Source organism: Paenirhodobacter populi (assembly GCF_004022215.1).
Taxonomy (GTDB): Bacteria; Pseudomonadota; Alphaproteobacteria; order Rhodobacterales; family Rhodobacteraceae; genus Rhodobacter; species Rhodobacter populi.
This window is the reverse complement of sequence record NZ_SAUZ01000016.1, coordinates 92,882-116,005: the sequence shown is the minus strand read 5'-3', so window position 1 is coordinate 116,005 and position 23,124 is coordinate 92,882. Positions and strand designations below refer to the sequence as shown.

General features: G+C 66.3%; 19 protein-coding genes. 5 read left to right on the top strand and 14 right to left on the bottom strand.

Annotated elements, in window-relative coordinates:
- The 6 genes from D2T30_RS14445 to D2T30_RS14420 form a co-directional block, all read right to left on the bottom strand.
- A complete protein-coding gene (locus tag D2T30_RS14445) occupies nt 1-387 on the bottom strand; it encodes a RidA family protein (protein ID WP_128209447.1) in 387 nt (128 codons plus the stop codon).
- A 41-nt stretch (nt 388-428) separates the two neighbouring features.
- Nucleotides 429-2,249: an ABC transporter ATP-binding protein gene (locus tag D2T30_RS14440; RefSeq protein WP_128209446.1), complete on the bottom strand. Its 1,821-nt coding sequence runs from the start codon at nt 2,247-2,249 to the stop codon at nt 429-431.
- Between the two features lies 1 nt (nt 2,250).
- Complete coding sequence (locus D2T30_RS14435) at nt 2,251-3,093, bottom strand: ABC transporter permease (protein WP_128185835.1); 843 nt, start codon at nt 3,091-3,093, stop codon at nt 2,251-2,253.
- Nucleotides 3,090-4,040 carry an ABC transporter permease gene (locus D2T30_RS14430; RefSeq protein ID WP_128209445.1) on the bottom strand — a complete coding sequence of 317 codons (951 nt, stop codon included), beginning with the start codon at nt 4,038-4,040 and terminating at the stop codon, nt 3,090-3,092. Before D2T30_RS14430 ends, D2T30_RS14435 begins: the two co-directional genes overlap by 4 nt.
- A gap of 4 nt (nt 4,041-4,044) precedes the next feature.
- The gene (locus D2T30_RS14425) at nt 4,045-5,571 is read right to left on the bottom strand and encodes an ABC transporter substrate-binding protein (RefSeq protein WP_128209444.1); all 1,527 of its coding nucleotides are present in this window, start codon (nt 5,569-5,571) and stop codon (nt 4,045-4,047) included.
- A gap of 69 nt (nt 5,572-5,640) precedes the next feature.
- Entirely contained in the window at nt 5,641-7,122 is a 1,482-nt protein-coding gene (locus tag D2T30_RS14420; protein ID WP_128209443.1) for a M81 family metallopeptidase, read from the bottom strand.
- A gap of 533 nt (nt 7,123-7,655) precedes the next feature.
- Here D2T30_RS14420 and D2T30_RS23935 point away from each other — a divergent pair.
- On the top strand, nt 7,656-8,519 hold the full coding sequence (locus tag D2T30_RS23935) for a MurR/RpiR family transcriptional regulator (RefSeq protein ID WP_128209442.1): 864 nt from the start codon (nt 7,656-7,658) through the stop codon (nt 8,517-8,519).
- A gap of 203 nt (nt 8,520-8,722) precedes the next feature.
- Here the strand turns inward: D2T30_RS23935 and D2T30_RS14410 are convergent, their stop codons facing one another.
- Nucleotides 8,723-9,778, bottom strand: a complete 1,056-nt coding sequence (locus D2T30_RS14410; RefSeq protein WP_128209441.1) for an alanine racemase — start codon at nt 9,776-9,778, stop codon at nt 8,723-8,725.
- A gap of 464 nt (nt 9,779-10,242) precedes the next feature.
- On the opposite strand from D2T30_RS14410, the gene D2T30_RS14405 reads away from it, so the two are divergent.
- Nucleotides 10,243-11,142, top strand: coding sequence for a LysR family transcriptional regulator (locus D2T30_RS14405; protein WP_128209440.1), 900 nt, complete (start codon nt 10,243-10,245; stop codon nt 11,140-11,142).
- Nucleotides 11,143-11,335: 193 nt separating this feature from the next.
- Here the strand turns inward: D2T30_RS14405 and D2T30_RS14400 are convergent, their stop codons facing one another.
- From D2T30_RS14400 to iolG, 7 genes are all read right to left on the bottom strand, one after another.
- Nucleotides 11,336-12,835: a CoA-acylating methylmalonate-semialdehyde dehydrogenase gene (locus D2T30_RS14400; protein ID WP_128209439.1), complete on the bottom strand. Its 1,500-nt coding sequence runs from the start codon at nt 12,833-12,835 to the stop codon at nt 11,336-11,338.
- Nucleotides 12,836-12,975: 140 nt separating this feature from the next.
- The gene (locus tag D2T30_RS14395; RefSeq protein WP_128185818.1) at nt 12,976-13,848 is read right to left on the bottom strand and encodes a MurR/RpiR family transcriptional regulator; all 873 of its coding nucleotides are present in this window, start codon (nt 13,846-13,848) and stop codon (nt 12,976-12,978) included.
- 209 nt (nt 13,849-14,057) lie between these two features.
- Entirely contained in the window at nt 14,058-15,182 is a 1,125-nt protein-coding gene (locus D2T30_RS14390) for a Gfo/Idh/MocA family protein (RefSeq protein ID WP_128185816.1), read from the bottom strand.
- Nucleotides 15,175-16,140: a hydroxyacid dehydrogenase gene (locus D2T30_RS14385; protein ID WP_128209438.1), complete on the bottom strand. Its 966-nt coding sequence runs from the start codon at nt 16,138-16,140 to the stop codon at nt 15,175-15,177. Before D2T30_RS14385 ends, D2T30_RS14390 begins: the two co-directional genes overlap by 8 nt.
- On the bottom strand, nt 16,140-16,958 hold the full coding sequence (locus D2T30_RS14380; RefSeq protein ID WP_128209437.1) for an HpcH/HpaI aldolase family protein: 819 nt from the start codon (nt 16,956-16,958) through the stop codon (nt 16,140-16,142). The genes D2T30_RS14385 and D2T30_RS14380 overlap by 1 nt, the downstream gene beginning before the upstream one ends.
- 21 nt (nt 16,959-16,979) lie before the next feature.
- Nucleotides 16,980-18,410: an NAD-dependent succinate-semialdehyde dehydrogenase gene (locus D2T30_RS14375; RefSeq protein ID WP_128209436.1), complete on the bottom strand. Its 1,431-nt coding sequence runs from the start codon at nt 18,408-18,410 to the stop codon at nt 16,980-16,982.
- Between the two features lie 3 nt (nt 18,411-18,413).
- Entirely contained in the window at nt 18,414-19,421 is a 1,008-nt protein-coding gene (gene iolG, locus D2T30_RS14370) for an inositol 2-dehydrogenase (protein WP_128209435.1), read from the bottom strand.
- Between the two features lie 104 nt (nt 19,422-19,525).
- Between iolG and iolD the strand changes: the two genes are divergently transcribed.
- The 3 genes from iolD to D2T30_RS14355 are packed head-to-tail and all read left to right on the top strand — an operon-like array spanning nt 19,526 to nt 23,124.
- Nucleotides 19,526-21,397, top strand: coding sequence for a 3D-(3,5/4)-trihydroxycyclohexane-1,2-dione acylhydrolase (decyclizing) (gene iolD, locus D2T30_RS14365; protein ID WP_128209434.1), 1,872 nt, complete (start codon nt 19,526-19,528; stop codon nt 21,395-21,397).
- Entirely contained in the window at nt 21,398-22,315 is a 918-nt protein-coding gene (gene iolE, locus D2T30_RS14360; RefSeq protein WP_128209433.1) for a myo-inosose-2 dehydratase, read from the top strand. It begins immediately after the preceding gene.
- Nucleotides 22,312-23,124, top strand: coding sequence for an SDR family oxidoreductase (locus D2T30_RS14355; protein ID WP_128209432.1), 813 nt, complete (start codon nt 22,312-22,314; stop codon nt 23,122-23,124). Before iolE ends, D2T30_RS14355 begins: the two co-directional genes overlap by 4 nt.

The window sequence follows — 23,124 nt, the reverse complement described above, 5'->3', positions numbered from 1 at the left end:
TCACTTCTTCCTGTAGGCGATGCAGTCGATCTCGACCTTGCAGTCGACGACCATGGGCGATTGCACGCAGCAGCGGGCGGGGGGATGGGCGCCGAAATATTTCTCGAACACGGCGTTGAAGCTCCAGAAGTCGCGGGCGTCGTCCAGCCAGACACCGATGCGCACGATATCCTGAACATCATAGTCCGCGTCGCGCAGGATGGTCAGCATGTTCTCGATGGCGACGGTGGCCTGTTCGACGATGTTGGTGCCGACGACCTCGCCCTCGCGCATCGGTGTCTGGCCCGAGACGTAAAGCCAGCCGTCCGCCTCCGTCGCCTTGGCGAAGGGCAGGCTGCGCTGGCCAGACCCCTTGCCCTCGCCCACGCCGTAACGTTTCACGCTCATGTCTTTCTCCTTTTGTCGCGGCCGGGCCGCAGGTTCAGTGTTCAGGTGCCGAACACGCCGCCGGTCTGCACGTAATGCCCCGGCGAAACGGTGCGGTATTCGCGCTTCGGCAGGATGTAATCCAGCGGCCGGATCGGCGAGCGGACCTGTTCCTGCGCGACATGGGGGCGGGTGCCGCGTCGCGCGGGATCGGGGATCGGCACCGCCTCGATCAGGCGGCGGGTGTAGGGGTGCTGCGGATTGCCGAAGATTTCGGCGCGCGGGCCGATTTCCACGATCTCGCCGAAATACATCACGGCGACGCGGTGGCTGATGCGTTCCACCACCGACATGTCGTGCGAGATGAACAGATAGGCGAGCCCGTGTTCCGCCTGCAGGTCCATCAGCAGATTGGCGACCTGCGCCTTGACGGAAACGTCGAGCGCCGAGACCGCCTCGTCCGCGACGATGAACGACGGGTCGAGCGCCAGCGCCCGCGCGATTGAAATCCGCTGCCGCTGCCCGCCCGAGAATTCGTGCGGATAGCGCCCCGCCACCTCGGGCGGCAGGCCGACCTGATGCAGCAGCGTCTCGACCCGGGCGCGGGCTTTGTCGCGCGGCAGGACCCTGTGGCTGAGGATCGGTTCCAGAATGGCCTTGCCCACCGGAATGCGCGGGTTGAGCGAGGCGAAGGGATCCTGAAAGATCATCTGCGCGTGGCGGCGCATGTCGCGCAGATGGGCGCCGTGCATGTCCTCGATGTTGCGGCCGTTGATGACGATGCTGTCCTCGGTCGCCTGTTGCAGCCGCAGGATGGCGCGGCCGGTGGTGGATTTGCCGCAGCCGGATTCCCCGACCAGCGCCAGCGTTTCGCCGGGATGCAGGTCGAACGAGACGTTTTCCACCGCGTGGACCCGCCCGTTCGGCACGTCGAACCGCACCGACAGGTTTTGGACCGAGACGACGGGCGCGGCGTGGGTGGTGTCGGGCGGCGGCAGGGCGCGGCCCTCGGTGATCCGGCCGGTGGCGGCATCGACATCGGGGAAGCGGCGCGGGCCGGGGCTGTCGCCCATCGAGCCAAGCCGGGGGATCGCGGCCAGAAGCGCCCGGGTATAGGGTTTTTCCGGGCTGGCGAAGATCCGGGCGGTGGGGCCGGTCTCGACCATGTCGCCGCGGAACATCACCACGGTGCGGTCGGCGACCTCGGCCACCACGCCCATGTCATGGGTGATGAACAGCACGGCCATGTTTTCCTCGGCCTGCAGGGCGCGGATCAGGGCAAGGATCTCGGCCTGGATCGTCACGTCGAGCGCGGTGGTCGGTTCGTCGGCGATCAGCAGTTTCGGCCGGCAGGCCAGCGCCATCGCGATCATCACCCGCTGGCGCATCCCGCCCGAGAACTTGTGCGGATATTCGTGCAGGCGCGATTTCGCGGCGGGGATGCGCACCCGTTCCAGCAGGCGCACCGCCTCGGCCTCGGCTTCGGTCCAGCTCTTGTCGCTGTGCAGCACGATCGCCTCGGCGAGCTGGTTGCCGATGGTGAAGACGGGGTTGAGCGAGGTCATCGGTTCCTGAAAGATCATGCCGATCTCGCCGCCGCGGATGGCGCGCATCTGCGGCTCGGGCAGGGTCAGCAGATCGCGCCCGTTCAGCGCGATGCGGCCCTGAATCCGGGCGGTGTCGCGCGGCAGCAGGCGCATGGCCGACAGCGCGGTGACGCTTTTGCCCGATCCGGATTCGCCCACGATGGCGACGGTTTCGCCCGCGTGGACCTGAAAGCCGATGTCGCGGATCACCGCGCGCCAGCCGGAGCCCGCGCGGAACGAGGTGGTCAGATGCTCGACAGACAGGATGGGTGCCGGTAGGATGGGTGCTTGCGTCATGTCAGTGCTCTTTCGAAAGGCGCGGGTCGACCAGATCGCGCAGCCCGTCGCCAAGGAGTTGCAGCGACAGCACCGAAAAGACGATCGCAAGGCCCGGGAAGACCATCAGCCATGGCGCGTTGCTCATGTATTCGCGGCCCGAGGCGAGCATGGTGCCCCATGTCGGCATGTCGGTGGACACGCCCACGCCCAGAAAGGACAGGCTGGCTTCGGCCAGCATGGCCGAGGCGAAGACGAAGGTGGCCTGCACGAGGATGGGCGAGGCGAGGTTCAGCAGAAGGTGCCGCCCGATGACCTGCCATGTCGGCAGGCCGAGGGTGATCGCCGCCTCGATATAGGGCATCTCGCGCAGCACCAGCGTCGAGCCGCGCACGATACGCGCCAGACGCGGGGCGTAGGTGATGCCGAGCGCGATGATCACCGTCACCACCGAAGGGCCGAGCGCCGCGACCAGCGCGATGGCCAGCAGGATATCCGGAAAGGACATCATCGCGTCGATCAGCCGCGAGATCGGCGCGTCGAGGCGGCGGAAATACCCCGCCAGCACCCCGAGGATCAGCCCGAGCACCGTGGACAGCGCGACGACACCGAGGCTGACCAGCAGCGAGATCCGCCCCGCGAAGATGGCGCGGGAAAAGATATCGCGGCCGAATTCGTCGGTGCCGAACAGATGCGCGGCCGAGGGCGGCTTCAGCTTGTTCACGATCGACAGCCTGTTCGGCGCATAGGGGGCAAGCAGCGGCGCGAAGATCGCGGCCAGCACCACGATCGCCAGCACGATCATGCCGAAGACCACGGCGCGGTTGCGCAACAGCGGGCGGAGAGCGGCGGGAACGAGGGTCATAGTTTCACTCGCGGGTCGGCGACGACGTAGAGCATGTCGACGATGAAGTTGATCAGCACGTAGATCGCGGCGGCGGCAAGCAGCGTGCCCTGAATGACCGGATAGTCGCGCCTGAGCACCGCCGAGACGACGAGATTGCCGACCCCGGGCAGGCCGAAGACGCTTTCCGTCACCACCGCGCCCGCGACCAGCATGGCGACGGACAGGCCGATGACCGTGATGATCGGCACCATGGCGTTGCGCAGCGCATGTTTCAGCACGACGCGGCCCTCGCCCGCGCCCTTGGCCCGCGCGGTGCGGATGTAGTCGTCGCCCAGCACGTCCAGCATGGCGGCGCGGGTGAACCGGGTGATCAGCGCGGAATTGACCACGCCCAAGGTGATCGCCGGCAGGATCAGGTGGTGAAGCCGCGCGCCGAAGGGCGTGTCCGGCCCGCCATAGCCCGAGGCCGGGAACCAGCCCATCTGGACGGCGAAGATCTGGATCAGCACCAGCCCCAGCCAGAAGCTGGGCACCGAGGCCGCGACCATCGTGACCGTCACCACGATCTGGTCGAACAGCGTGCCGCGCTTCACCGCCGACAGCACCCCCACCGGCAGCGCGATGGCCGTGGCGATCAGGATGGCGAAGAGCGTCAGGAAGAAGGTCGGCTCGGCCCGGCTCAGCAGCGCCTGCCCGACCGACTGGTTGAGAAAGATCGACTGCCCCAGATCGCCGTGCAGCAGCCCCCAGAGGAACTGGCCGTATTGCACGACGAGCGGCGCGTTCAGCCCGAGCTTTTCGCGCAGCTGCGCGATATCCTCGGGCGTCGCGTCGGAGCCGAGCATGACGGCCGCAGGATCGCCCGGGGTGACGCGGACGATGAGAAAGACCACCGTGGCGACGATGGCGAGCACGATGGCCATGCCCGCCAGACGCCGGACGAGGGCCTGGGCGATCCTGTTCATGGGCCTACTCCTTGGGCGAGACGTTCCAGAAGTGCGGCCAGTAGGTGGGCTCATAGCCCGCGACCCCCTTGGCGACACCGGCCAGCGCGTTGAAGTTGCCCACCTTGTAGAGCGGCACGTCATCGTAGATCGCGGTCTGGATCCGTTCCCATGCGGCGAATTTCGCCTCGTCCGTGGTGGCGTTCATGTAGGCCGCGACGGCCTCGGCCTTCTGGTCCGAGACATACCAGCCCGGATAATTGTCCGAGAGGGTGTTGATCGTCGAGGGATCGCCCGGGAAGTTCGAATGGGTGACGAAGATGTCCCACAGATCCGGATCGGCGCGCCGGGTGGTCAGCGTGGCCCAGTCCACGACCTGAAGGTCGATCTTGAAGCCCGCGGCTTCGAGATAGGCCTTGGCGACCTCGGAGATCTTGTAGTGGAATTCATACTGGCGCGAGGTCATCAGCCGCAGGGGGGTGCCGTCGTAGCCCGCCTCGGCCAGCATTTTCGCCGCGCCTTCGGGATCGCCTTCGCCGTAACGCGCGATGCCCGCTTCGGTGTGCCAGAAGAAACCCTTCGGGAAGATCGAGCCATCGACGCTGTAGAACATGTCCGCGTCGAAGGCCGCCATCATCATGTCGGTGGGGTTCAGCGCAAGCTGCACCGCCTGACGCAGGGCCTTGCTGGTCATCAGGCCCTGTTTCATGTTCATGTTCATCGACACCCAGCCGGCGTTTTCAAAGATCACGGGGGCGGATTTGTCCGATCCGTTCAGCCGGTCGTAGGCGCTGACGGGCAAGGAATCGGCAAAGTCGAACTGGCCGGACAGCAGCCCCTCGACCCGGGTGTTGGCGTCGGGCACCGGCACGAAGCGGATTTCCTTCGCGATCGCCTCGCGCCCGCCGGCGTAGTTGCTGGGTTCGCCCTCGGGTGAGGCATAGTCGTCGAAGCGGACCATCTGGATATACTGGTCCGGGCGGCGTTCCTTGAGCACATAGGGCCCGGTGCCGACGAATTCCGTCAGCGGATCGGCCAGCGTGGTCACGGGCAGGATCACCGAGCCGGAGCAGAGCGTGGCGATCAGCGGCGAATAATGGGCGTTGAGCCGGAAGACCACGGTGTTCGGGCCATCGGCCTCGAGGCTCTCGACAAAGGCGGCGACCTGCTTGCCCTTCGTCGCGAGATCGAGCCAGCGCCGGAGCGAGGCGACGACATCGTCGCTGGTCATCACCGCGCCGTTGTGGAACTTCACCCCCTCGCGCAGGGCGATCGTGTAGGTCAGGCCGTCGTCCGAGATCACCGGCTGCGCCGCGGCCAGAAGCGGCACGGTCTTCCATTCCGCGTCATAGGTGTAGAGCGTCTCGAAGATGTGCTGGTCGATCGTCATCACCAGGTCGGTAGTGGTCTGCATGACATCGAGGGTGGGCGGCTCGCCGATCATGGCGACGGTCAGAACCCCGTCCGAAGGGGCGGCAAATGCAAGGCGGGCGCTGCCCGCAAAGACGGCCGTGGCCGCGGTGGAGACAAGAAACGATCTGCGATTGAGCATGGTGAGAACCTTCCTGTGGCGTGTTTTCGTTGTGTCTTGGGCGCCGCCCGGGCCGGGCCGCGCGGTCGGTCAGCCGTCAAGCCCGAGCGGATCCGGCACGCGCGGCCAGATCCCCTTGCCGGCCTTGAGGTATTTCGTCTCGGCCGGGTTCGTCGGATAGCAGGTGGGGGCGGCGATATAGACCACCTCGGGCGTGATCGGCGCGAAGCCCGCGTAGAAGTGGTTGGTGGACTTGATCAGCAGGTAGTCCTTGGCGGCGGTGTCGATGCCGAGGTTGGTGAAGATGTCGGGTTCGTAGGTCTGGGTGCGCGAGGTGATCAGGATGATGTCCATGTCCGTGCCCACCGGGCGCACCACCGCGGCACGGCCAAGCGTGACGCGGCTGGCGCGGAAGCTCTGCCAGCCCTCGGACACGGTCTTCATCACCCGCACGCGCAGGTCGAGCGGCTCGCCCCCCTCGGCGCAGGATTTCCCGCCGATGCGCAGGGTGATCTTCGCACCCTCGCCCGCCGCATGGGCGAACCAGACGGCGATCGGATCCCACATGGTGGCGATGCCCGCATTGGTCATGCCGCGTTCCAGCATCCGGCGCAGGATGACCGTCGCATCGCCCGCGACGCCGCCGCCCGGATTGTCCCAGACATCGGCGATGACCACCGGCCGGCCGGGACGGGCGGCATGGACCGCCGCTGCGTGGTCGAGCCCGGTTTCGGTATCGAACATGGGAAAGGCGGTTTCGCGCCGCATCCGGTAAAGCTCTTCGCCCAGCTTGCGGGCCAGCGCGTCGCCCTTTGCCCTGTCATTGTCCGTCACCACGACGATGCGGGTGCCCATGTCTGCCACATCCCCCGCCATGAAGCCGTGGATGACCGAGATCGACAGGATGCCGTCCTTGCCCTGCATCGCCTTCAGCCGGTCGACGAAGGACCGCATCGGTTCGCGGCTGGTCGGGTAGATGGTGATCATCCGGCAATCGAAGGTCGAGATCACCGGCCTGACCGCGCCGCGCAGCGCCGCCAGCGAAACATCGACGACATGGGCGCCACGTTCCTCGAAATCGGTATGGGGAAATTCGAGAAAGGCCGCCAGCATGTCCAGTTGCGCCACGCGCCGCGCGGTGAGGTGGCTGTGCGGATCGAACTCGGCCGAAACGAAGACGTCGGGGCCGGTGATCTCGCGCACGCGGGTCAGAAGATCGCCCTCGGGATCGTCGTAGCCCTGCGCGACCATGGCGCCATGCAGGCCGAGGATGACCGCATCGACCGGCATCGCGGCGCGGAGCTGGCCGAGGATTTCGTCGCGCAGGGTTTCGTAGGTCTGGCGCTGGATCATCCCGGCGGGCTCGGCCCAGGTCGAGGTGCCCTCGATCACGGTGAAGCCCTCGTCCCGGCCGCGGCGGCGCAGGATCGGCACGACGGACGAGCAGAGCGTGGGGGTATCGGGGTGCTGTCCGGGGCCGGCGTAGAAGGCCGCCCTGAAGGCCTCGAGATCGGTCGGAACCGGCGAGAATGTGTTGGTTTCCGTGGCCAGCGAGGCCGTGAAGATACGCATGTCTTGCGTCCTGATGCGTGAACGCCGGGGGCCGGAGGCCCGCGTCGTCCGAAGATGTCTGATCATATGCCGGACGGATCGGCCGTCCGGCACAGGGCAGTGGCCTGCCGGGTGATTTTGTAATAAGTTTTCATAATCATGCCGTAAATGTGCCTGCGGTCAACGAAAATCCGGTAATTCCGCGGTAGTCTGGAAATTGAATTTCTCACTGAGGAAAAGATTTTCGCCATTGTCGGGCAAATTTTCGGCCGGTCCGGTGCGCATCGGTGGGATGGGTGCAAAAATACAGGAATGACAACAGGTTGCCCCGCCTGTTTCGATTTTGGGCGGAAAGCGAAGAGCGGAATTTCCCGCTGAAATTTCATGCAGTTTTTCGGGCCGGCGCGGGGTTGGCCGCATCCGGTGCCAAGACAGGGGCTGGTGATACGGAATTTCTTCATTGCGCCGTTCAAGGGTCGATTCGGCGCAGTCCGGGCTTGACGCAGGTGCCGGTTGCGTAATTCAATTTCAGGACCCCACAGACTGGATGTTTCATGGACCTGTTTCAGACCCTCGCGAACACCGCCGGCAAGCCTGAGGGGCTGGACGCGCGTCTGGCGCGCACGGTGCTCGACGATGTGGATTTCGCCATGCGCGCCTCGATCGCCGAACTGGCGGAGCGGGCCGGTGTCTCGGCCCCGTCGGTGACGCGGTTCTCGCGCCGGATCGGCTGTGCGGGCTATCCGGATTTCAAGGTCAAGCTGGCGCAGATGGCCTATGTGGGGCTGCGCTACCTCAAGCCCGAGGTCACCTCGACCACCCCCGCCGAGGTGGCCGAGGATATCGTGACCAAGGCGCAGGACGCGCTGTTCCGGTTCCACCGTCAGGTCGATCTGGCGGCGATGGAACGGGCGGCGCAGCTCTTGCGCGGGGCGGATTTCATTCAGGCGGTGGGGGCGGGGGGCAATTCCTCGATGATCGCGGGCGAGTTGCACAACCGGCTGTTCCGGCTGGGGCTGCGGGTGCACAGCTCGAACGACCTGACGATGAGCCTGATGCAGGCCTCCGCGGCGACCGAGGGGACGGTGACCATCGTCTCCTCGATGACCGGGATCGATGCGACGCTGGTGCGCTGCGTCGAATTGCTGGGGCAGCAGGGGCTGCCGACCATCGCGCTGACACAAAGCGGCTCGCCACTGGCCAAGGCGGCCTCGGTGGTGATCACCATCGACCTGCCCGAGGGGCAGAACATCTTCCGCCCCAGCTCGACCCGCTTCGCCTATCTGGCGGCGGTGGATGTGCTGGCCAATCTGGTGGCCTATGCCGACCGGGCCACGTCGCTGCAAACGCTGCGGAGGGTCAAGGCGGAACTGGTGCGCAGCCGCGATGGCGACGACCGGCAGCTTCTGGGGGATTAGGGGTCAGCGATCCCGTGAAACGGGCGGTCGCCGGGTGCATGGGTAGGATGGCGGCGCGCGACGAGTCGCGCACGGTGTAGCGGAGCACCTCGGCGAGGATGAGGATCTGCGCGCTGTTCGCGGCGCAAGCCCATGGCGTCTGACACCGTGCCGATGCTCACGCCAGCGCCGCCCGGCTCACCTTGCGGTCATCGGTCTGCGCCCTAGCGCGTGCAGCCGCGGGCGGACACGTCCCATGCCTCCAGCGTGCCGTCGGGCAGCCGCACCAGAACCTGATCGTGCAGGTTGCTGACCGGGCAGACGTGGTTGGGCACGATCCGCACCTTCTCGCCCAGTTTCGGGGCGGGGAGCGCGGGGTCGATGCTGACGATGCCGTGTTCCTCGGTCAGCCGCTCGATCACCGCCTGCGGATAGTCCACCAGCAGGCCGAAGCCGGGGTTGCCCGGGCCGGCGGGGTCGCTGGTCAGGGTCTTGGTGCCCGCGTCGATGATGAAATGGCCGGGCTGCGGAATGCTGATCACGGTGGCGATGACCATCAGCGCGCAATCCTCGATCGTCGCGGCCCCGGCGCCGATCATGGCGCGGTCGTTGTAGATGTAGGTGCCGACGCGCAACTCGTCGACGCAGCCCAGCTCGTGCATGTGGAAGGCGCGGGGCGAGCCGCCGCCCGACACCATCGGCAGCCCGATGCCCGCGGCGTCAAGCATCGGCCGCAGCCGCGCGACGAAAGCGGCGGTGGCCTCGTTCGCCGGATAGGTCATCACCCCGGCAAAGCGCAGCCCCGGCGTCGCCACGACCTGTTGGGCCAGCGCCAGCGCCGCCTCGGGCGTGACGACGCCGGTGCGCCCCAGACCGGAATCGAATTCGACCAGCACGCCGATTTCCGCGCCGGACAGGCGCGCGGCCTCGGCCGCCGTGTCCACGGCCAGCGTGCTGTCCGCCGCGACGGTGAACCGCGCCTTGCCGGCGATCGCCGCCAGACGGCGCGCCTTTTGCGGCCCGATCAGCGGGTAGGAGATCAGGATATCCTGCACGCCGCTGTCCAGCATCACCTCGGCCTCGGTCAGCTTCTGGCAGGTGATGCCGATGGCGCCCAGCTCGGCCTGACGCCGCGCCAGACGGACGATCTTGTGGGTCTTGATATGCGGGCGCAGGCGGATGCCATGCGTGTCGCAATAGGCCTGCATCCGGGCAAGATTGCGTTCCACCGTCGCCAGATCGACCAGCGGGGCGGGGGTTTCGATATCGTCGTAGGTCATGCCGGGTTCCTTGATGCGCCTGTCGGGCGCGGGGTGATGGTCTTGGTTCCGTCTTCGGATCGAGCCTGCCCGATCCGGAGCGCCACGGCGTCAAACGGGCGCGGACTCCTTCTTTGCCCGGAGTCTTGCGGCGCAAATTGCGCAAATGCAAACAATATTGGCCGGCCTGCGGGGACGGATCTGACGCTCGGCGGCAAACGCGTTGACCTGCACCAGTCCATTGGATTGATCGGCGTGGCGGGCCGGCGAAACTGAAATACAGGGACGAAGGTGTCTTCAAAACCGGCCGGCCATGATCTGGTGCTCAACGGCGACCGGATGTTCTACCCTATGGATCGCCGGTCGAGGGATGGAGTTGCCGTCATCCCACTGGGCAGTGATCCGCCGAAGCGGATCGGTCTTGCAGGAATGCCGGCAATATCCCACCATCGGCGCATTGGTTTTGCATTCATGCAAAGGGCATCATGGACTGGGACGATCTGCGGGTGTTTCTGGCCGTCGCGCGGGCGGAAAGCCTGTCGGCGGCGGCGCGCGTGCTGAAATGCGATGCCGCGACGGTCGGGCGCCGGGTCGCGCGGCTGGAAGAGGATCTGGGGGCGAAACTGTTCCTGAAATCGCCGCAGGGGTATCGGCTGACGGAGCCCGGGCGCCGCCTGATCCCCCATGCCGAAACCGCCGAACAGGCGATGTCCGGCGCGGCCGAGGAGCTTTCGGGCCAGACCGGAGGCCTCAGCGGGCAGATCCGCATCGGCGCGCCGGATGGCTGCGCGAACTACGTGCTGCCGCAGGTCTGCGGGGCGATCTGCGATGCCAATCCGGGGCTTGAGATCCAGATCCTCGCCCTGCCGCGGATGGTCAACCTGTCGAAGCGCGAGGCGGATTTCGCCATCACCGTCTCGCGCCCGACGGGGGGGCGGCTGACGGTGCAGAAGCTGGCGGATTACGCGCTGCATCTGGCAGGCGACCGGAGCTATCTGGCCACGCATCCGCCGATTACCGCACTCGCGGATCTGCGCGGGCACCGGATGATCGGCTATATCCCCGACATGATCTTCGACCGCGAACTGGACTATCTGGCCGAGACGGGGGCGCCGACGGTCGATCTGGCCTCCAACTCGGTCGCGGTACAGATGCAGATGGTGCGGGCGGGGGCGGGGCTGGGCATCGTCCACGATTTCGCCATCCCCGCCTGCCCGGATGTGGTGCGGGTGTTGCCCGAAACGATCGCGCTGCGCCGGACCTTCTGGCTGGTGCGGCACGCGGACGATCGCCGCTCGGAACGCCTGACCCGCTTTGCCGAGGCTTTCGCCCAGGCCACGCGAACGGAAATCGCCCGGCTCGAAGCCATCGCAGCCGGGCAATAAGCCCGGCTCCCGGGCGCCTCGTTATCCGAGGCGATCCTTTCCATTTCGGCTTTCCATAAATATCCCGGGGGATGAGGTGGAAAAGACGACCTTCCAGTGGAAGGTCGTCCCGCCGAATGCGCTTGCGCCGAGGGGGCTGGCCCCCTGCGACCTCACCGTCTGCGCCTGCCCCCGGGCCCTGGACCCCGAAGGATCAGTCCATCGCCTTGAAGTTCAGGCTCGCCCCGTCGCGGATGCCAGAGAACCAGCGCGCCGTGACCGTCTTGGTCTTGGTGTAGAAGCGGAAGGCATCCGGGCCATACTGGTTCAGGTCGCCGAAGGCCGACTTCTTCCAGCCGCCGAAGGAATAGTAGCTCAGCGGCACCGGGATCGGGAAGTTGATGCCGACCATGCCGACATTCACCCGGCTGGCGAAATCGCGCGCGGTATCGCCGTCGGCGGTGTAGATCGCCGTGCCGTTGCCGTATTCGTTCTTCATCACCAGTTGCAGCGCCTCTTCATAGCTGTCGGCGCGCACGGTGGACAGGACCGGGCCGAAGATCTCCTGCTTGTAGATCTCCATGTCCGGGGTGACGTTGTCGAACAGCGACGGGCCGGTGAAGAAGCCGTCCTCATAGCCCTGGATCTTCAGCCCGCGGCCGTCGATCACCAGCTTGGCGCCCTGTTCGACGCCCGAGGCGATCAGCCCCTCGATCCGCTCCAGCGCGGCCTTGGTGATGACCGGCCCGAAATCGACGTCATCGCCGCCGGTATAGGGGCCGACCTTCAGCTTTTCGATCCTTGGGATCAGCTTGTCGATCAGCGCATCGGCGGTCTTCTGCCCGACCGGCACCGCGACTGAGATCGCCATGCAGCGTTCGCCCGCCGCCCCGTAGCCCGCCCCGATCAGCGCGTCCGCCGCTTTGTCCAGATCGGCATCGGGCATGATCAGCATGTGGTTCTTGGCGCCGCCGAAGCACTGCGCGCGCTTGCCGTTCGTCGCCGCGCGGCCATAGATGTATTGCGCGATCGGCGTCGAGCCGACGAAGCCGATGCCCTGAATGGTCGGGTGATCCAGCAGCGCGTCGACGATTTCCTTGCCGCCGTTGACGACCTGCAGCACGCCGTCGGGCAGCCCGGCCTCCTGCGCGAGTTCCGCCAGACGCAGCGAGGTCGAGGGCACGCGCTCGGACGGTTTCAGGATCATCGCATTACCCGAGGCCAGCGCCGGCCCCATCTTCCACAGCGGGATCATCGCCGGGAAGTTGAAGGGCGTGATCCCCGCGACGACGCCAAGCGGCTGGCGCATCGCGTAAAGGTCGATCCCCGGCCCGGCATTGTCGGAAAACTCGCCCTTCAGGGCCGAGGGCGCGCCCATGCAGACCTCGATCACCTCAAGGCCGCGCTGCACGTCGCCCTTGGCGTCGGGGAGCGTCTTGCCATGTTCGCGCGAAACCAGCTCGGCCAGTTCGTCCATGTGTTCGTTGATGAGCGCGCCGAACTTCATCATCACGCGGGCGCGCCGCTGCGGGTTGGTCGCGGCCCATTTGACCTGCGCCTTTTCCGCCGAGTCGATGGCCGCGCCGAGTTCCTCGGGCGTCGCCAGCGCGACCCGGGCCTGAATTTCACCCGTCGCCGGGTTGTAGATGTCGCTGAAGCGCCCCGAGGTGCCCGCGACATGCTTGCCGTCGATCCAATGTCCGATGTCTTGCATCTTCTTCTCCTCCTGCTTGTTGGGAGGAGTTTAGTGTTGCAGAAATAGATGGAACAGAGGGAATAAGGAAAATCCGTTTTGCATTTTTGCATGATGAGGCGGGGAAGGGGGCATCGCGGTGCCTTTCCGGCGCAGGATCGTCAGATTCCGGTCACGGTCGGGATGCGCGGGGCGGTGTTGTTGTATTGCACCCGCGCGGCGACGGATACGACCAGCGCCTGCGCCAGACACATCGGTGCGGCGAGCGAGCGTGAAAAGGTGTAATCGTGCTCGGGCACCGGGAACAGCACCCGCGCCGTCTTGGCCAGCGGCGACAGCGTGCTGTCGGAAATCGCCACGATGTCGATGCCGCGGGCGCCGACTTCCTCGACGATATCGACGACCTCCTTGGCGTAGAAGCGGAAGGACACCGCCATCAGCACGTCGCGGGGCGTGATCGTCCGGCTGATATAGGTCGAAAAGCCCGCCGCGCTGTCGAGCAGGATGCACCGCTTGCCGATCATCGTCAGCTGGTAGCGCATCAGCTGCACCACCGGCAGGGACCGCAGCTGCCCGATCAGGTAGATGGTATCCGCCTGATGCAGAAGTTGCGCCGCAAGGGTCAGATCCTCGGGCCGGATGTCCTTGAGCAGTTCCTGAAGCGAGGCGATGTCGCGCACGACCAGTTCGCTGAGGAAACCCGTCTCGGAGCGGTCGCGCGAGGTGTGAAGCTCGGTTTCCAGCGCTTTCACCCGCGCCTCGAACCCCGGGGCGGCGGTGGCAAGCCGCTTCTGGAACAGCGCCTGCAATTCCTTGAACCCGCGATAGCCAAGCGCCTGCGCGAAGCGCACGAAGCTCGATGCGTGGATGCCGCAGCGTTCCGCGATGGCATTGACGGATTGCACCGCCACGTCATTCGGGTTCTGCGTCAGAAAGACCGAGATTTTCTGGTAGGTCTTGCTCATCTGATCGTGGCGTTCGTGAATCAGCCGGATCAGCTCTTCGTAGTCCTTGGGTGGCTCGCCTGCGTGCATATCTTGCTCCATGCCACAACTTTGCAATGAATATTGCGGAAAGCCAAGGGCAATGATGCAAAGGGGCGAATGGTTCCCTGCGGACAGGGGACGGGCGCCCGGTGGGGGACCGGGCGCCCGGAGTGCGGGGCGAGGAGGCCCCCTTGGCGCAACGGGTAGGAGGGGGCCCGCGCGCATTCCGTCAGACCGGCCCCGTCAGGCCGGCCCTATCAGGCGGGCACGGGCAGCCATTGCCGCGCGGCCGAGGATTTCTGGATCGTCTCGACCAGCCGCTGGATCCGCAGGCCGGCGACGAAGCCGAAGGGTTCGGGGATCTCGCCCGCGATGGCGCGGGTATAGCCCTCGATCTCGATCGCCTTGAGGTCGTTGAAGCCAAGCTGGTGCCCCGGCGCCACGCAGAAGCGGCCATAGGGCGGGTGATCGGGCGAGGCCTCGATCCGGCGGAAGCCGCGCCGGCCCGGGGCATCGTCGGTCGCATAGAAATGCAGCTCGTTGAAGCGTTCCTGGGTGAAAGCCAGCGCGCCCTTGGTGCCGTAGACCTCGAAATCATGCTGCATCTTGCGGCCGGTGGCGATCCAGTTGCCCTCGATCGAGCCCTGCGCGCCGTTGGCGAAGCGCAGGAAGGCGCGGCCGACGTCATCGACGCTGACCTTGCGGGTGCCGCCCTTGCCGTCCGGCCGTTCGCCGATCAGCGTGACGCAATCGCCCATCACCTCGCTGATCGGGCCGAGCAGGAATTCCGCCGTGGCGAGCGCATGGCTGCCGATGTCGGCCAGCGCCCCGCCGCCCGCCGGATCATGGCGGAAGGTATAGGGGCCGGAGGCGTCGGCCATGTAATCCTCGGCATGCAGGCCGCGATAGCCGCGGATCTCGCCCAGTTCGCCCGCGGCGATCATCTCGCGCGCAAGGCGCAGCATCGGGTTGCACAGGTAGTTGAAACCGACCTGCGTCTTGACCCCTTTCGCCGCCGCCGCATCGGCCATTTCGCGCGCGTCGGCCGCGAGCGGCGCCAGCGGCTTTTCGCAATAGACATGCTTGCCCGCGGCGATGGCGGCCAGCGCCATTTCCTTGTGCAGCGCATTGGGCGCGGTGATGTCGATCAGGTCGATCTCGGGGTTCGAGATCAGCTCGCGCCAGTCCGCCGTGGAATGGGCGAAACCGAATTCATGCGCGGCGCGGGTGGCGGCCTCCGGCGTGATGTCGGCGACGGTATGCAGCTCCAGCCGGTAGGGCAGGTCGAAGACCTTCTGCGCCGAGGCGAAGCCGAAGACATGGGCCTTGCCCATGAAGCCGGTGCCGATCAGGCCGATGCGGAGGACGGGTTTGTCAGACATGTGCGAATTCCGGATTGACGACGAGATGCCGGTCGATACTGCCGGCGAGATAGTTCAGGGCGTTCTCGATGGAGGCGATGGCCATGCGTTCGCCGCATTCGGCCGTCAGCCCCGCGATATGGGGGGACAGCAGGACCGAGCTGTGCGCGAAGAGCGGCGATCCGTGGACGGGCGGTTCCTCGTCGAAGACATCGACGCCGGCGGCACCCACCTGACCGGAGGCCAGCGCCTCGGCCAGCGCGGTTTCGCATACGACGCCACCGCGCGCGGTGTTGGACAGGATCACGCCGCGCTTCATCTTGGCGATCTCCGCTGCGCCGATGGCGGGCTTGTCGCCCTTGGGTATGTGGACCGAGATGCAGTCGGCCCATGCAAGCCCCTCGTCGAGCGAGACGGGCAACACCGGCCCCTCGGGCCAGCCCGCGCGTTCCAGATAGGGGTCGTAGGCGCGGATCTGCATGCCGAAGCCCGCCGCCATCCGCGCCAGATGCCGCCCGATCCGCCCATAGCCGAGGATGAGCAGGTTCTTGCCCGAAATCTCCTGCTGTTCCAGACCGTCGCGCCAGCGCCATTCGCCGCCGCGCACCGAATGATCGGCGCGCAGCACGCGCTTCGCCGCCGCCAGAAGCTGCATGATCGCATGTTCCGCGACCGAGATGGAGTTCACGTCGCCAACGATGGTCAGCGCGATGCCGCGGTCGTTCAGCGCCTTGAGATCGACCGAATCGTAACCGACGCCATGCCGCGAGACGACCTTGAGCCGGTCCGCCCGGGCGATCGTCGCCGCTGACAGCGGCTGCGTGCGGATCACCAGCGCGTCGGCCTTGTCGATCAGCGGCGCGTAGGAAGGTTCGGAGACCTCCTCGACGTAATCGACGGTGATGCCCCGGGCGGGCAGGTCGCGCAACAGCGCCTCGCCCGAGGGGTGGAGCTTTCCGGCAACCAGAAGATGGGGCATCAATAGCCTCCTTTCGCGGGCTGGGCGGGGGCGTCGGCGGGGGCCGTGCCGGTGAGATCGCGCCACGTCCGGACCGAAGCCGAGGCGGCGGCGGCCAGAAACCGGCTGTCGCCGCCCACGGTGGTCAGGTCGAATCCCCAGCCGATCGCCTTCGCGGCATATTCCGCCGTGCCGCAATGCAGGCAGGCGCGGATGCCGTTTTCCTTGCACACCGACAGGATGCGGCGGATCAGGGTGACCATGACCTCTTCCTCGCGGTCGAAGCCGGGCGGCAGGGTGCCGTTCTGCGTGCCGAGCGTGAGGTCGGCCGGACCGATGTAGATCCCGTCGAGCCCCGGCGTCGCGGCGATGGCTTCGAGGTTGTCGACGCCGCGCTGCGTTTCGATCATCGCAAGGGCCAGCACCTCGTCATTCGCCGCCACGCCATAGCTGCCATAGGCGAAGGCCGCGCGGGTCGGGCCGAAGCTGCGCTGGCCGAGCGGCGGATAGCGCAGGTAGCTGATGAACTCTGCTGCCTCCTCGGCCGAATTGACCATCGGGCAGATGATCCCCTGCGCGCCGGCGTCGAGCGCCTTCATGATCGCACCGGGTTCGCGCCACGGCACCCGCGCCATCGGCGTCACGCCCGAGGCGCGCATCGCCTGAAACATCGGCAGGACGGAGCCGTAGTCGAGCGCGCCGTGCTGGATGTCGATGGTGACGGAATCGTAGCCCTGCGCCGCCATGATCTCGGCGGTGAAGGGGTTGCCGATGGAAAGCCAGCCGTTGATTGCGGGCCGTCCTTCCGCCCATTGCCGTTTCAGCTTGTTGGTGAACATGGTCTTCTCCCTCGCGGCTGTTCAGAACACGATCTGCGCCAGCTTGGTGTCCAGATAATCCTCGATGCCTTCGATCCCGCCCTCGCGGCCCATGCCGGAATGGTTGGTGCCGCCGAAAGGCGCCTCGGAGGCGGCGAGGGCGAAGCTGTTGATCCCCACCATGCCGGATTTCAGCGCCGCCACGGTGCGCCGCGCGCGATCGGGCGATCGGGTGAAGGCATAGGCCGACAGCCCCATGTCCGAGGCATTGGCGCGGGTGAGTGCCTCCTCCTCGCTGGAAAAGCGGGTGATGGCGGCGATGGGGCCGAAGTTTTCCTCGGCGAAGACCTTCATGTCGTCGGTAACATTGGTCAGCACCGTGGGTTCAAAGAAATAGCCGCTGTTCAGATGCGCCGGGCGCTTGCCGCCGTGGGCGAGCGTCGCACCCGCGCGGACGGCGTCCTGCACGATGGATTCGATCTCTTCCAGCCTGCCGCCGTTGATCAGCGGCCCCATCCCGGTGTCGGGGTCGAGCCCGTCGCCCAGCCGGATTTTCGCGGTGCGGGCGACGAAACCCTCGACAAAGGCGTCATGCAGGCTGTCGTGGACGAAGATCCTGTCCGGCGTCACGCAGACCTGTCCGCAATTGGCGAATTTCGTCGGCACGGTCAGGTCGAGCGCGTTTTCCAGATCGGCATCGTCGTAGACGATCAGCGGCGCATTGCCGCCAAGCTCCATCGACACTTTCTTGACCGTATCGGCGGCGTCGCGGATCATCTGCTGACCCACGCGCGTCGAGCCGGTGAGTGAGACCTTGCGCACCCGCGTATCGGCCATGATCGGCGCATAGGTGTTGCCGGTGGACCCGACGACAAGATTGACCGCCCCGTCGGGCAGGCCCGCGGCGCGCAGGCAGTCGACCATCACCATCGCCACGCCCGGCGTCTGCGACGAGGGCCGCAGCACCACCGGACAGCCCGCTGCCAGTGCCGGCGCCAGCTTGCGCGCCGGCAGCGCGGCCGGGAAGTTCCACGCGGTGAAGGCGCCGACGATGCCCACGGGTTCGCGCGTCACCTCGAACCGGCCGCCGGGGACGCGGCTGTCGACAATGCGGCCGTAGATGCGGCGGGCTTCCTCGGCGAACCAGCGGAACTGGTCGCAGGCAAGGCCCCATTCCCGCCCGGCCTGCGCGATCGGCTTGCCGGTTTCCAGCGCGATCATCCGCGCCGCTTCATCCGCGCGGCGGATCATCTCATCCGCCGCCTTGTGCAGCGCCTCGGCCCGGGCGAAACCGCCCAAGGCCCGCAGTTTCGGCAAGGCCCGCGCCGCGGCATCAAGCGCCGCGCGGGTTTCATCCGCCGTGGCCGCGGGCACGGTGCCGAGCGGCTTTTCCGTGACGGGGGAGATGACCTCCGCCGTGACGGCGCCGGGGGTCCAGCTGCCGTCGATGAACAGTCCGAATTGCGAATACATGGCTTATCCGATCTCGCTGATTTTGACGGTCCGGCCTTCGGCGACCGAAAGGAGGGCGGCTTCGGCGAGGATCAGCGCCTGACGGCCATCCTCGAAATCGACCGGCGGGGCGATGCCCTGTTCGATCGCATCGACGAAGGCGCCGATTTCCGCCGCGAAGGCATCCTGATAGCGTTCGATGAAGAAGTTCAGCAGCGGCGTCGCCTGCCCGGTGAAATCGGCAGTATAAAGCCGCAGCTGGTTCAGCGTCCGGTTTTCCGAAATCGCCATGCCGCCGGAGCCGAAGGCCTCGACCCGCTGGTCATAGCCATAGGCGGCGCGGCGCGAGTTGTTGATGATCGCCTGCTTGCCCGAGGCGGTCTTCAGCACCACCGTCACCGTGTCGTAGTCATTGCAGCGTTCCATCAGCGCCGGATCGACGAGCCGCGAGCCGGTCGCCGTCACCTCGGTCACTTCCTCGCCCAGAATGAAGCGCGCCATGTCGAAATCGTGGATCGTCATGTCGCGGAAGATCCCGCCCGAGACCTCGACATAGGCGACCGAGGCCATGCCCGGATCGCGCGAGGTGACGATGACCTGATGCAGCTCGCCGATCTGGCCTTCCTCGATCGCCCGCCGCACGGCGGCATGGCCGGTGTCGAAGCGGCGCACGAAGCCCAGCATGATCGGCACCGTCGCGCCTGCAATTTTCGTTGCGCAGGCATTGACGCGGTCCAGCGACAGGTCGATCGGCTTCTCGCACAGGATCGGTTTGCCGGCGGCGACGCCCTCCTCGATCAGATCGGCATGGGTGGCGGTCGAGGTGGCGATCAGCACGGCGTCCACCTCCGGCGATGCGAACACCGCCTCGGCCGATTCGAACCGGGGAACGCCCAGCTTTTCAGATATTTCCACCGCTGCGGGTGTGTGGACGTCGAACACGCCCGCGAGGGTTGCACGCGGATGCGCGGCAATGTTTTCGGCATGCATGCGGCCGATGCGGCCCACGCCAAGGACGGCAATTCTGAGCATTGAGTCTCCTCCCGAGATCTTTGGCAATAATCATTGCGAGACTGTTGCATTGTCAATATGCATTCCGTAATATCGAAACATATCCATCCGCAGGAGGAGGCGAGATGACCCGCAATACCGTGCGCCTGACCATGGCTCAGGCACTGGTCCGTTACCTTTGCAACCAGTTCACCGAAATCGAAGGGGAGCGTGTGCCGCTGTTCGCGGGCGTGTTCGGCATTTTCGGCCACGGCAACGTGACCTGCCTGTCCGAAGCACTTGAACAGGTTCAGGATCAGCTTCCGACCTGGCGCGGCCAGAACGAACAGACGATGGCTCTGGCCGCGATCGGCTTTGCCAAGGCGAAGCGCCGCCGCCAGATCATGGTGGCCGCGACCTCGATCGGGCCGGGCGCGCTGAACATGGTGACCGCCGCCGGCGTGGCGATGGCGAATCGCCTGCCGGTGCTGCTGATCGCGGGGGATACCTTCGCGAATCGCCTGCCCGATCCGGTGCTGCAACAGGTCGAGCATTTCAACGATCCGTCGATCACCGCGAACGACGCCTTCAAGTCGGTCGTGCGCTACTGGGACCGGATCGTGGTGCCGGAACAGATCCTGCAATCGCTGCCGCAGGCGGTGGCGACGATGCTGGACCCCGCCGATTGCTGCCCGGCCTTCATCGGCCTTGCGCAGGACACGCAGGAACTGGCCTACGATTACCCCGAGGTGTTCTTTGAACCCAAGGTGTGGAAGATTCCCCGTCCGCGCCCGGACCGCGAGGCGGTCGCCGCGGCGGCCGAGCTGCTGAGGACGGCGAAACGCCCGCTGATCATCTCGGGCGGCGGCGTGCGCTATTCGCTGGCGGGCGAGACGCTGGCGAAATTCGCGGCGGAGCGCGGCATCCCGGTGGTGGAAACCATCGCCGGCAAGGGCACGCTGACGCATGACGACGCGGTCCATGCGGGCCCGATCGGGATCGTCGGCTCGACCTCGGCCAATGCGCTGGCGAAAGAGGCGGACGTGATCCTGGCCATCGGCACCCGGCTTCAGGATTTCACCACCGGATCGTGGACGGCGTTTTCGCGCGATGCGCAGTTCATCTCGGTCAATGCGGCGCGGTTCGACGCGGTGAAGCACCGCTCGCTGGCGGTCGTCGGCGATGCGCTGGAAACGATCGGCGAGCTGGATGCCGCGCTTGGCGGCTGGAAGGCCGATGCGGCGCTGCTGAAACATGCCAAGACGCTCTTCGCCGAATGGAACAAGCTGCTCGATGACGTGCAGGCGCCGACCAATGATCCGGTTCCGTCCTACGCGCAGGTCGTGGCGGTGCTGAACAAGGTCGCCGGGCCGAACGACACGCTGATCTCGGCCGCGGGCGGCACGCCCGGCGAGGTGGTCAAGGGCTGGCGGGTCAAGAACCCGGACACCTTCGACTGCGAATTCGGCTTCTCCTGCATGGGCTATGAAATCCCGGCGGGCTGGGGCTGCGCGATGGCGCAGGAAGGGCCGGGCGGCACCGGCGGCACGCCGATCGTCATGCTCGGCGACGGCACCTACATGATGGCCAATTCCGATGTCTATTCGGCGGCGCTGACCGGGCACAAGATGGTGGTCGTGGTCTGCGACAACGGTGGCTTCGCGGTCATCAACCGTCTGCAACAGGCCAAGGGCGTGCCGGGCTTCAACAACCTGCTGACCGATTGCCGGGTGCAGAACCGGGAAAACCCACTCCACGTCGATTTCGTCAAGCATGCCGAGGCGATGGGCGCGAAGGCGGTGAAGGCCGAAAGCCTCGCCGATCTCGAACGGGTGATGAAGGAGGCGCTGGCGCATGACGGGATCACCGTCGTGAACATCGTCTCGGACGCCTGGAAATGGGTGCCGGGCGATGCCGACTGGGATGTCGGGGTGCCGGAAATCTCGAATTTCGAAACCGTGCGGGCCGCGCGCAAGGCGCAGGAAAAAATCCGCGAAGCTCAGCGTCTGGGTGTTTAAATGAAAGCCAAACTTGGGATTGCCCCGATCGCGTGGTGGAATGACGACCTCGCGGAACTGTCGGATGATGTCAGCCTTGAGGAATGCCTGCGTCAGGCCTCCGTCGCCGGGTTCACCGGGATGGAGACGGGCCGCCGCTTCCCGATGGACATGAAGGAACTGGGTCCGATCCTCGACCGCTTCGGGATTTCGGTCTGCGGGGGCTGGTTCTCGGGCCTGCTGCTCGATGGCGACATCGAAGCGGAAAAGGACCGGATCGCGCAGCAGATGGAATTCTTCATCGCGGCGGGCGCGCCCTGCATCGTCTACGGGGAAACCGCGCGCTCGATCCAGGGGGTGCGGTCGGCGCCGCTGGCGACGAAGGTCAAGCTGAGCGAGGCCGAGGTCGAGGCCTATGGCCGCAAGATCTCGGATTTCGCCGACTGGGCGGCGGCGCAGGGGATGCCGCTTTCCTACCACCACCACATGGCGGCGGCGGTGGAGACCGAGGCGGAGCTCGACCTGTTCATGAAGCATTCCTCGGTGCCGCTGCTGTTCGACGCGGGCCACATGGCCTTTGCCGGCGGCGACGTGATGCGGGTGATCGAGAACCACCATGCGCGCATCACCCATGTCCACACCAAGGACATCCGGCGCGAAGTGATCGACGCGCTCGACCGCACGAAGGAAAGCTTCCTCGATGCCGTCATCAAGGGGGCCTTCACCGTGCCGGGCGACGGTAGCCTCGATTTCGAGGCGATCGTCAAGGCACTGGCCGCGAAGGGCTATGAGGGCTGGTTCGTCGTCGAGGCGGAACAGGATCCCGTCGCCAATCCGCCGCTGGAAATGGCGCGCAAGGGCCATGCGGAACTTCTGCGCGTCATGGACGCGGCGGGGTATGAGGTTGTAGGCTCTGACCTGGAGGAGGTGACGAGATGAACCGTATCGACGGAAAGGTCGCCGTCATCACCGGCGGCACGCAGGGCCTAGGCGCGGCGGTCGCGCGGTTGTTCGCCGAGGCGGGCGCCGCGGGCATCGTCATCGTCGGCCGCGATCAGGAAAAGGGCCGCAAGGTCGCCCATTCCATCAGCGAAGAGACCGGCGTGCCGGTCGAGGTGGTGGCCGCCGATCTGGGCAATATCGAGGACGTGCGCAAGATCATCCCGGCCGCCGACAAGCGCTTTGGCCGGGTCGACATCCTTGTCAACGCCGCCGGGCTGACCGATCGCGGCAACATGCTGAACACCACGCCGGAACTCTTCGACCGGATGTTCGCGGTGAACACGCGGGCGCCGTTCTTCCTCATTCAGGACGCGGCGAAGGTGATGATCCGCGAAGGGGCCGAGGGCCGCATCGTCAACATCGGCTCGATGTCCGGGCTGGCGGGGCAGCCGTTCCTTGCGCCCTATGCGGCGTCCAAGGGCGCGCTTGCCACGCTGACCCGCCATGCGGGTTTCTCGCTGATGCGCCACCGGATCCATGTCAACCAGCTCGACATCGGCTGGATGAACTCGGACCATGAACGGGCGCTGGTGCTGTCGGAAACGGGCGATCCGGATTTCATCGACCGGGCGGCGGCGGCGAAGCCCTTCGGCCGCATCCTCGATCCCAAGGAAGTGGCGCGGGCCGTGCTGTGGATGGCCTCGGATGACGGCGGCATGATGACGGGCGCGGTGATCCCCTTCGACCAGTCGGTCTATGGCGGTTATGACGACGCGCCGGTGCCGGCCGCGAAGCTGGAGGCCTGA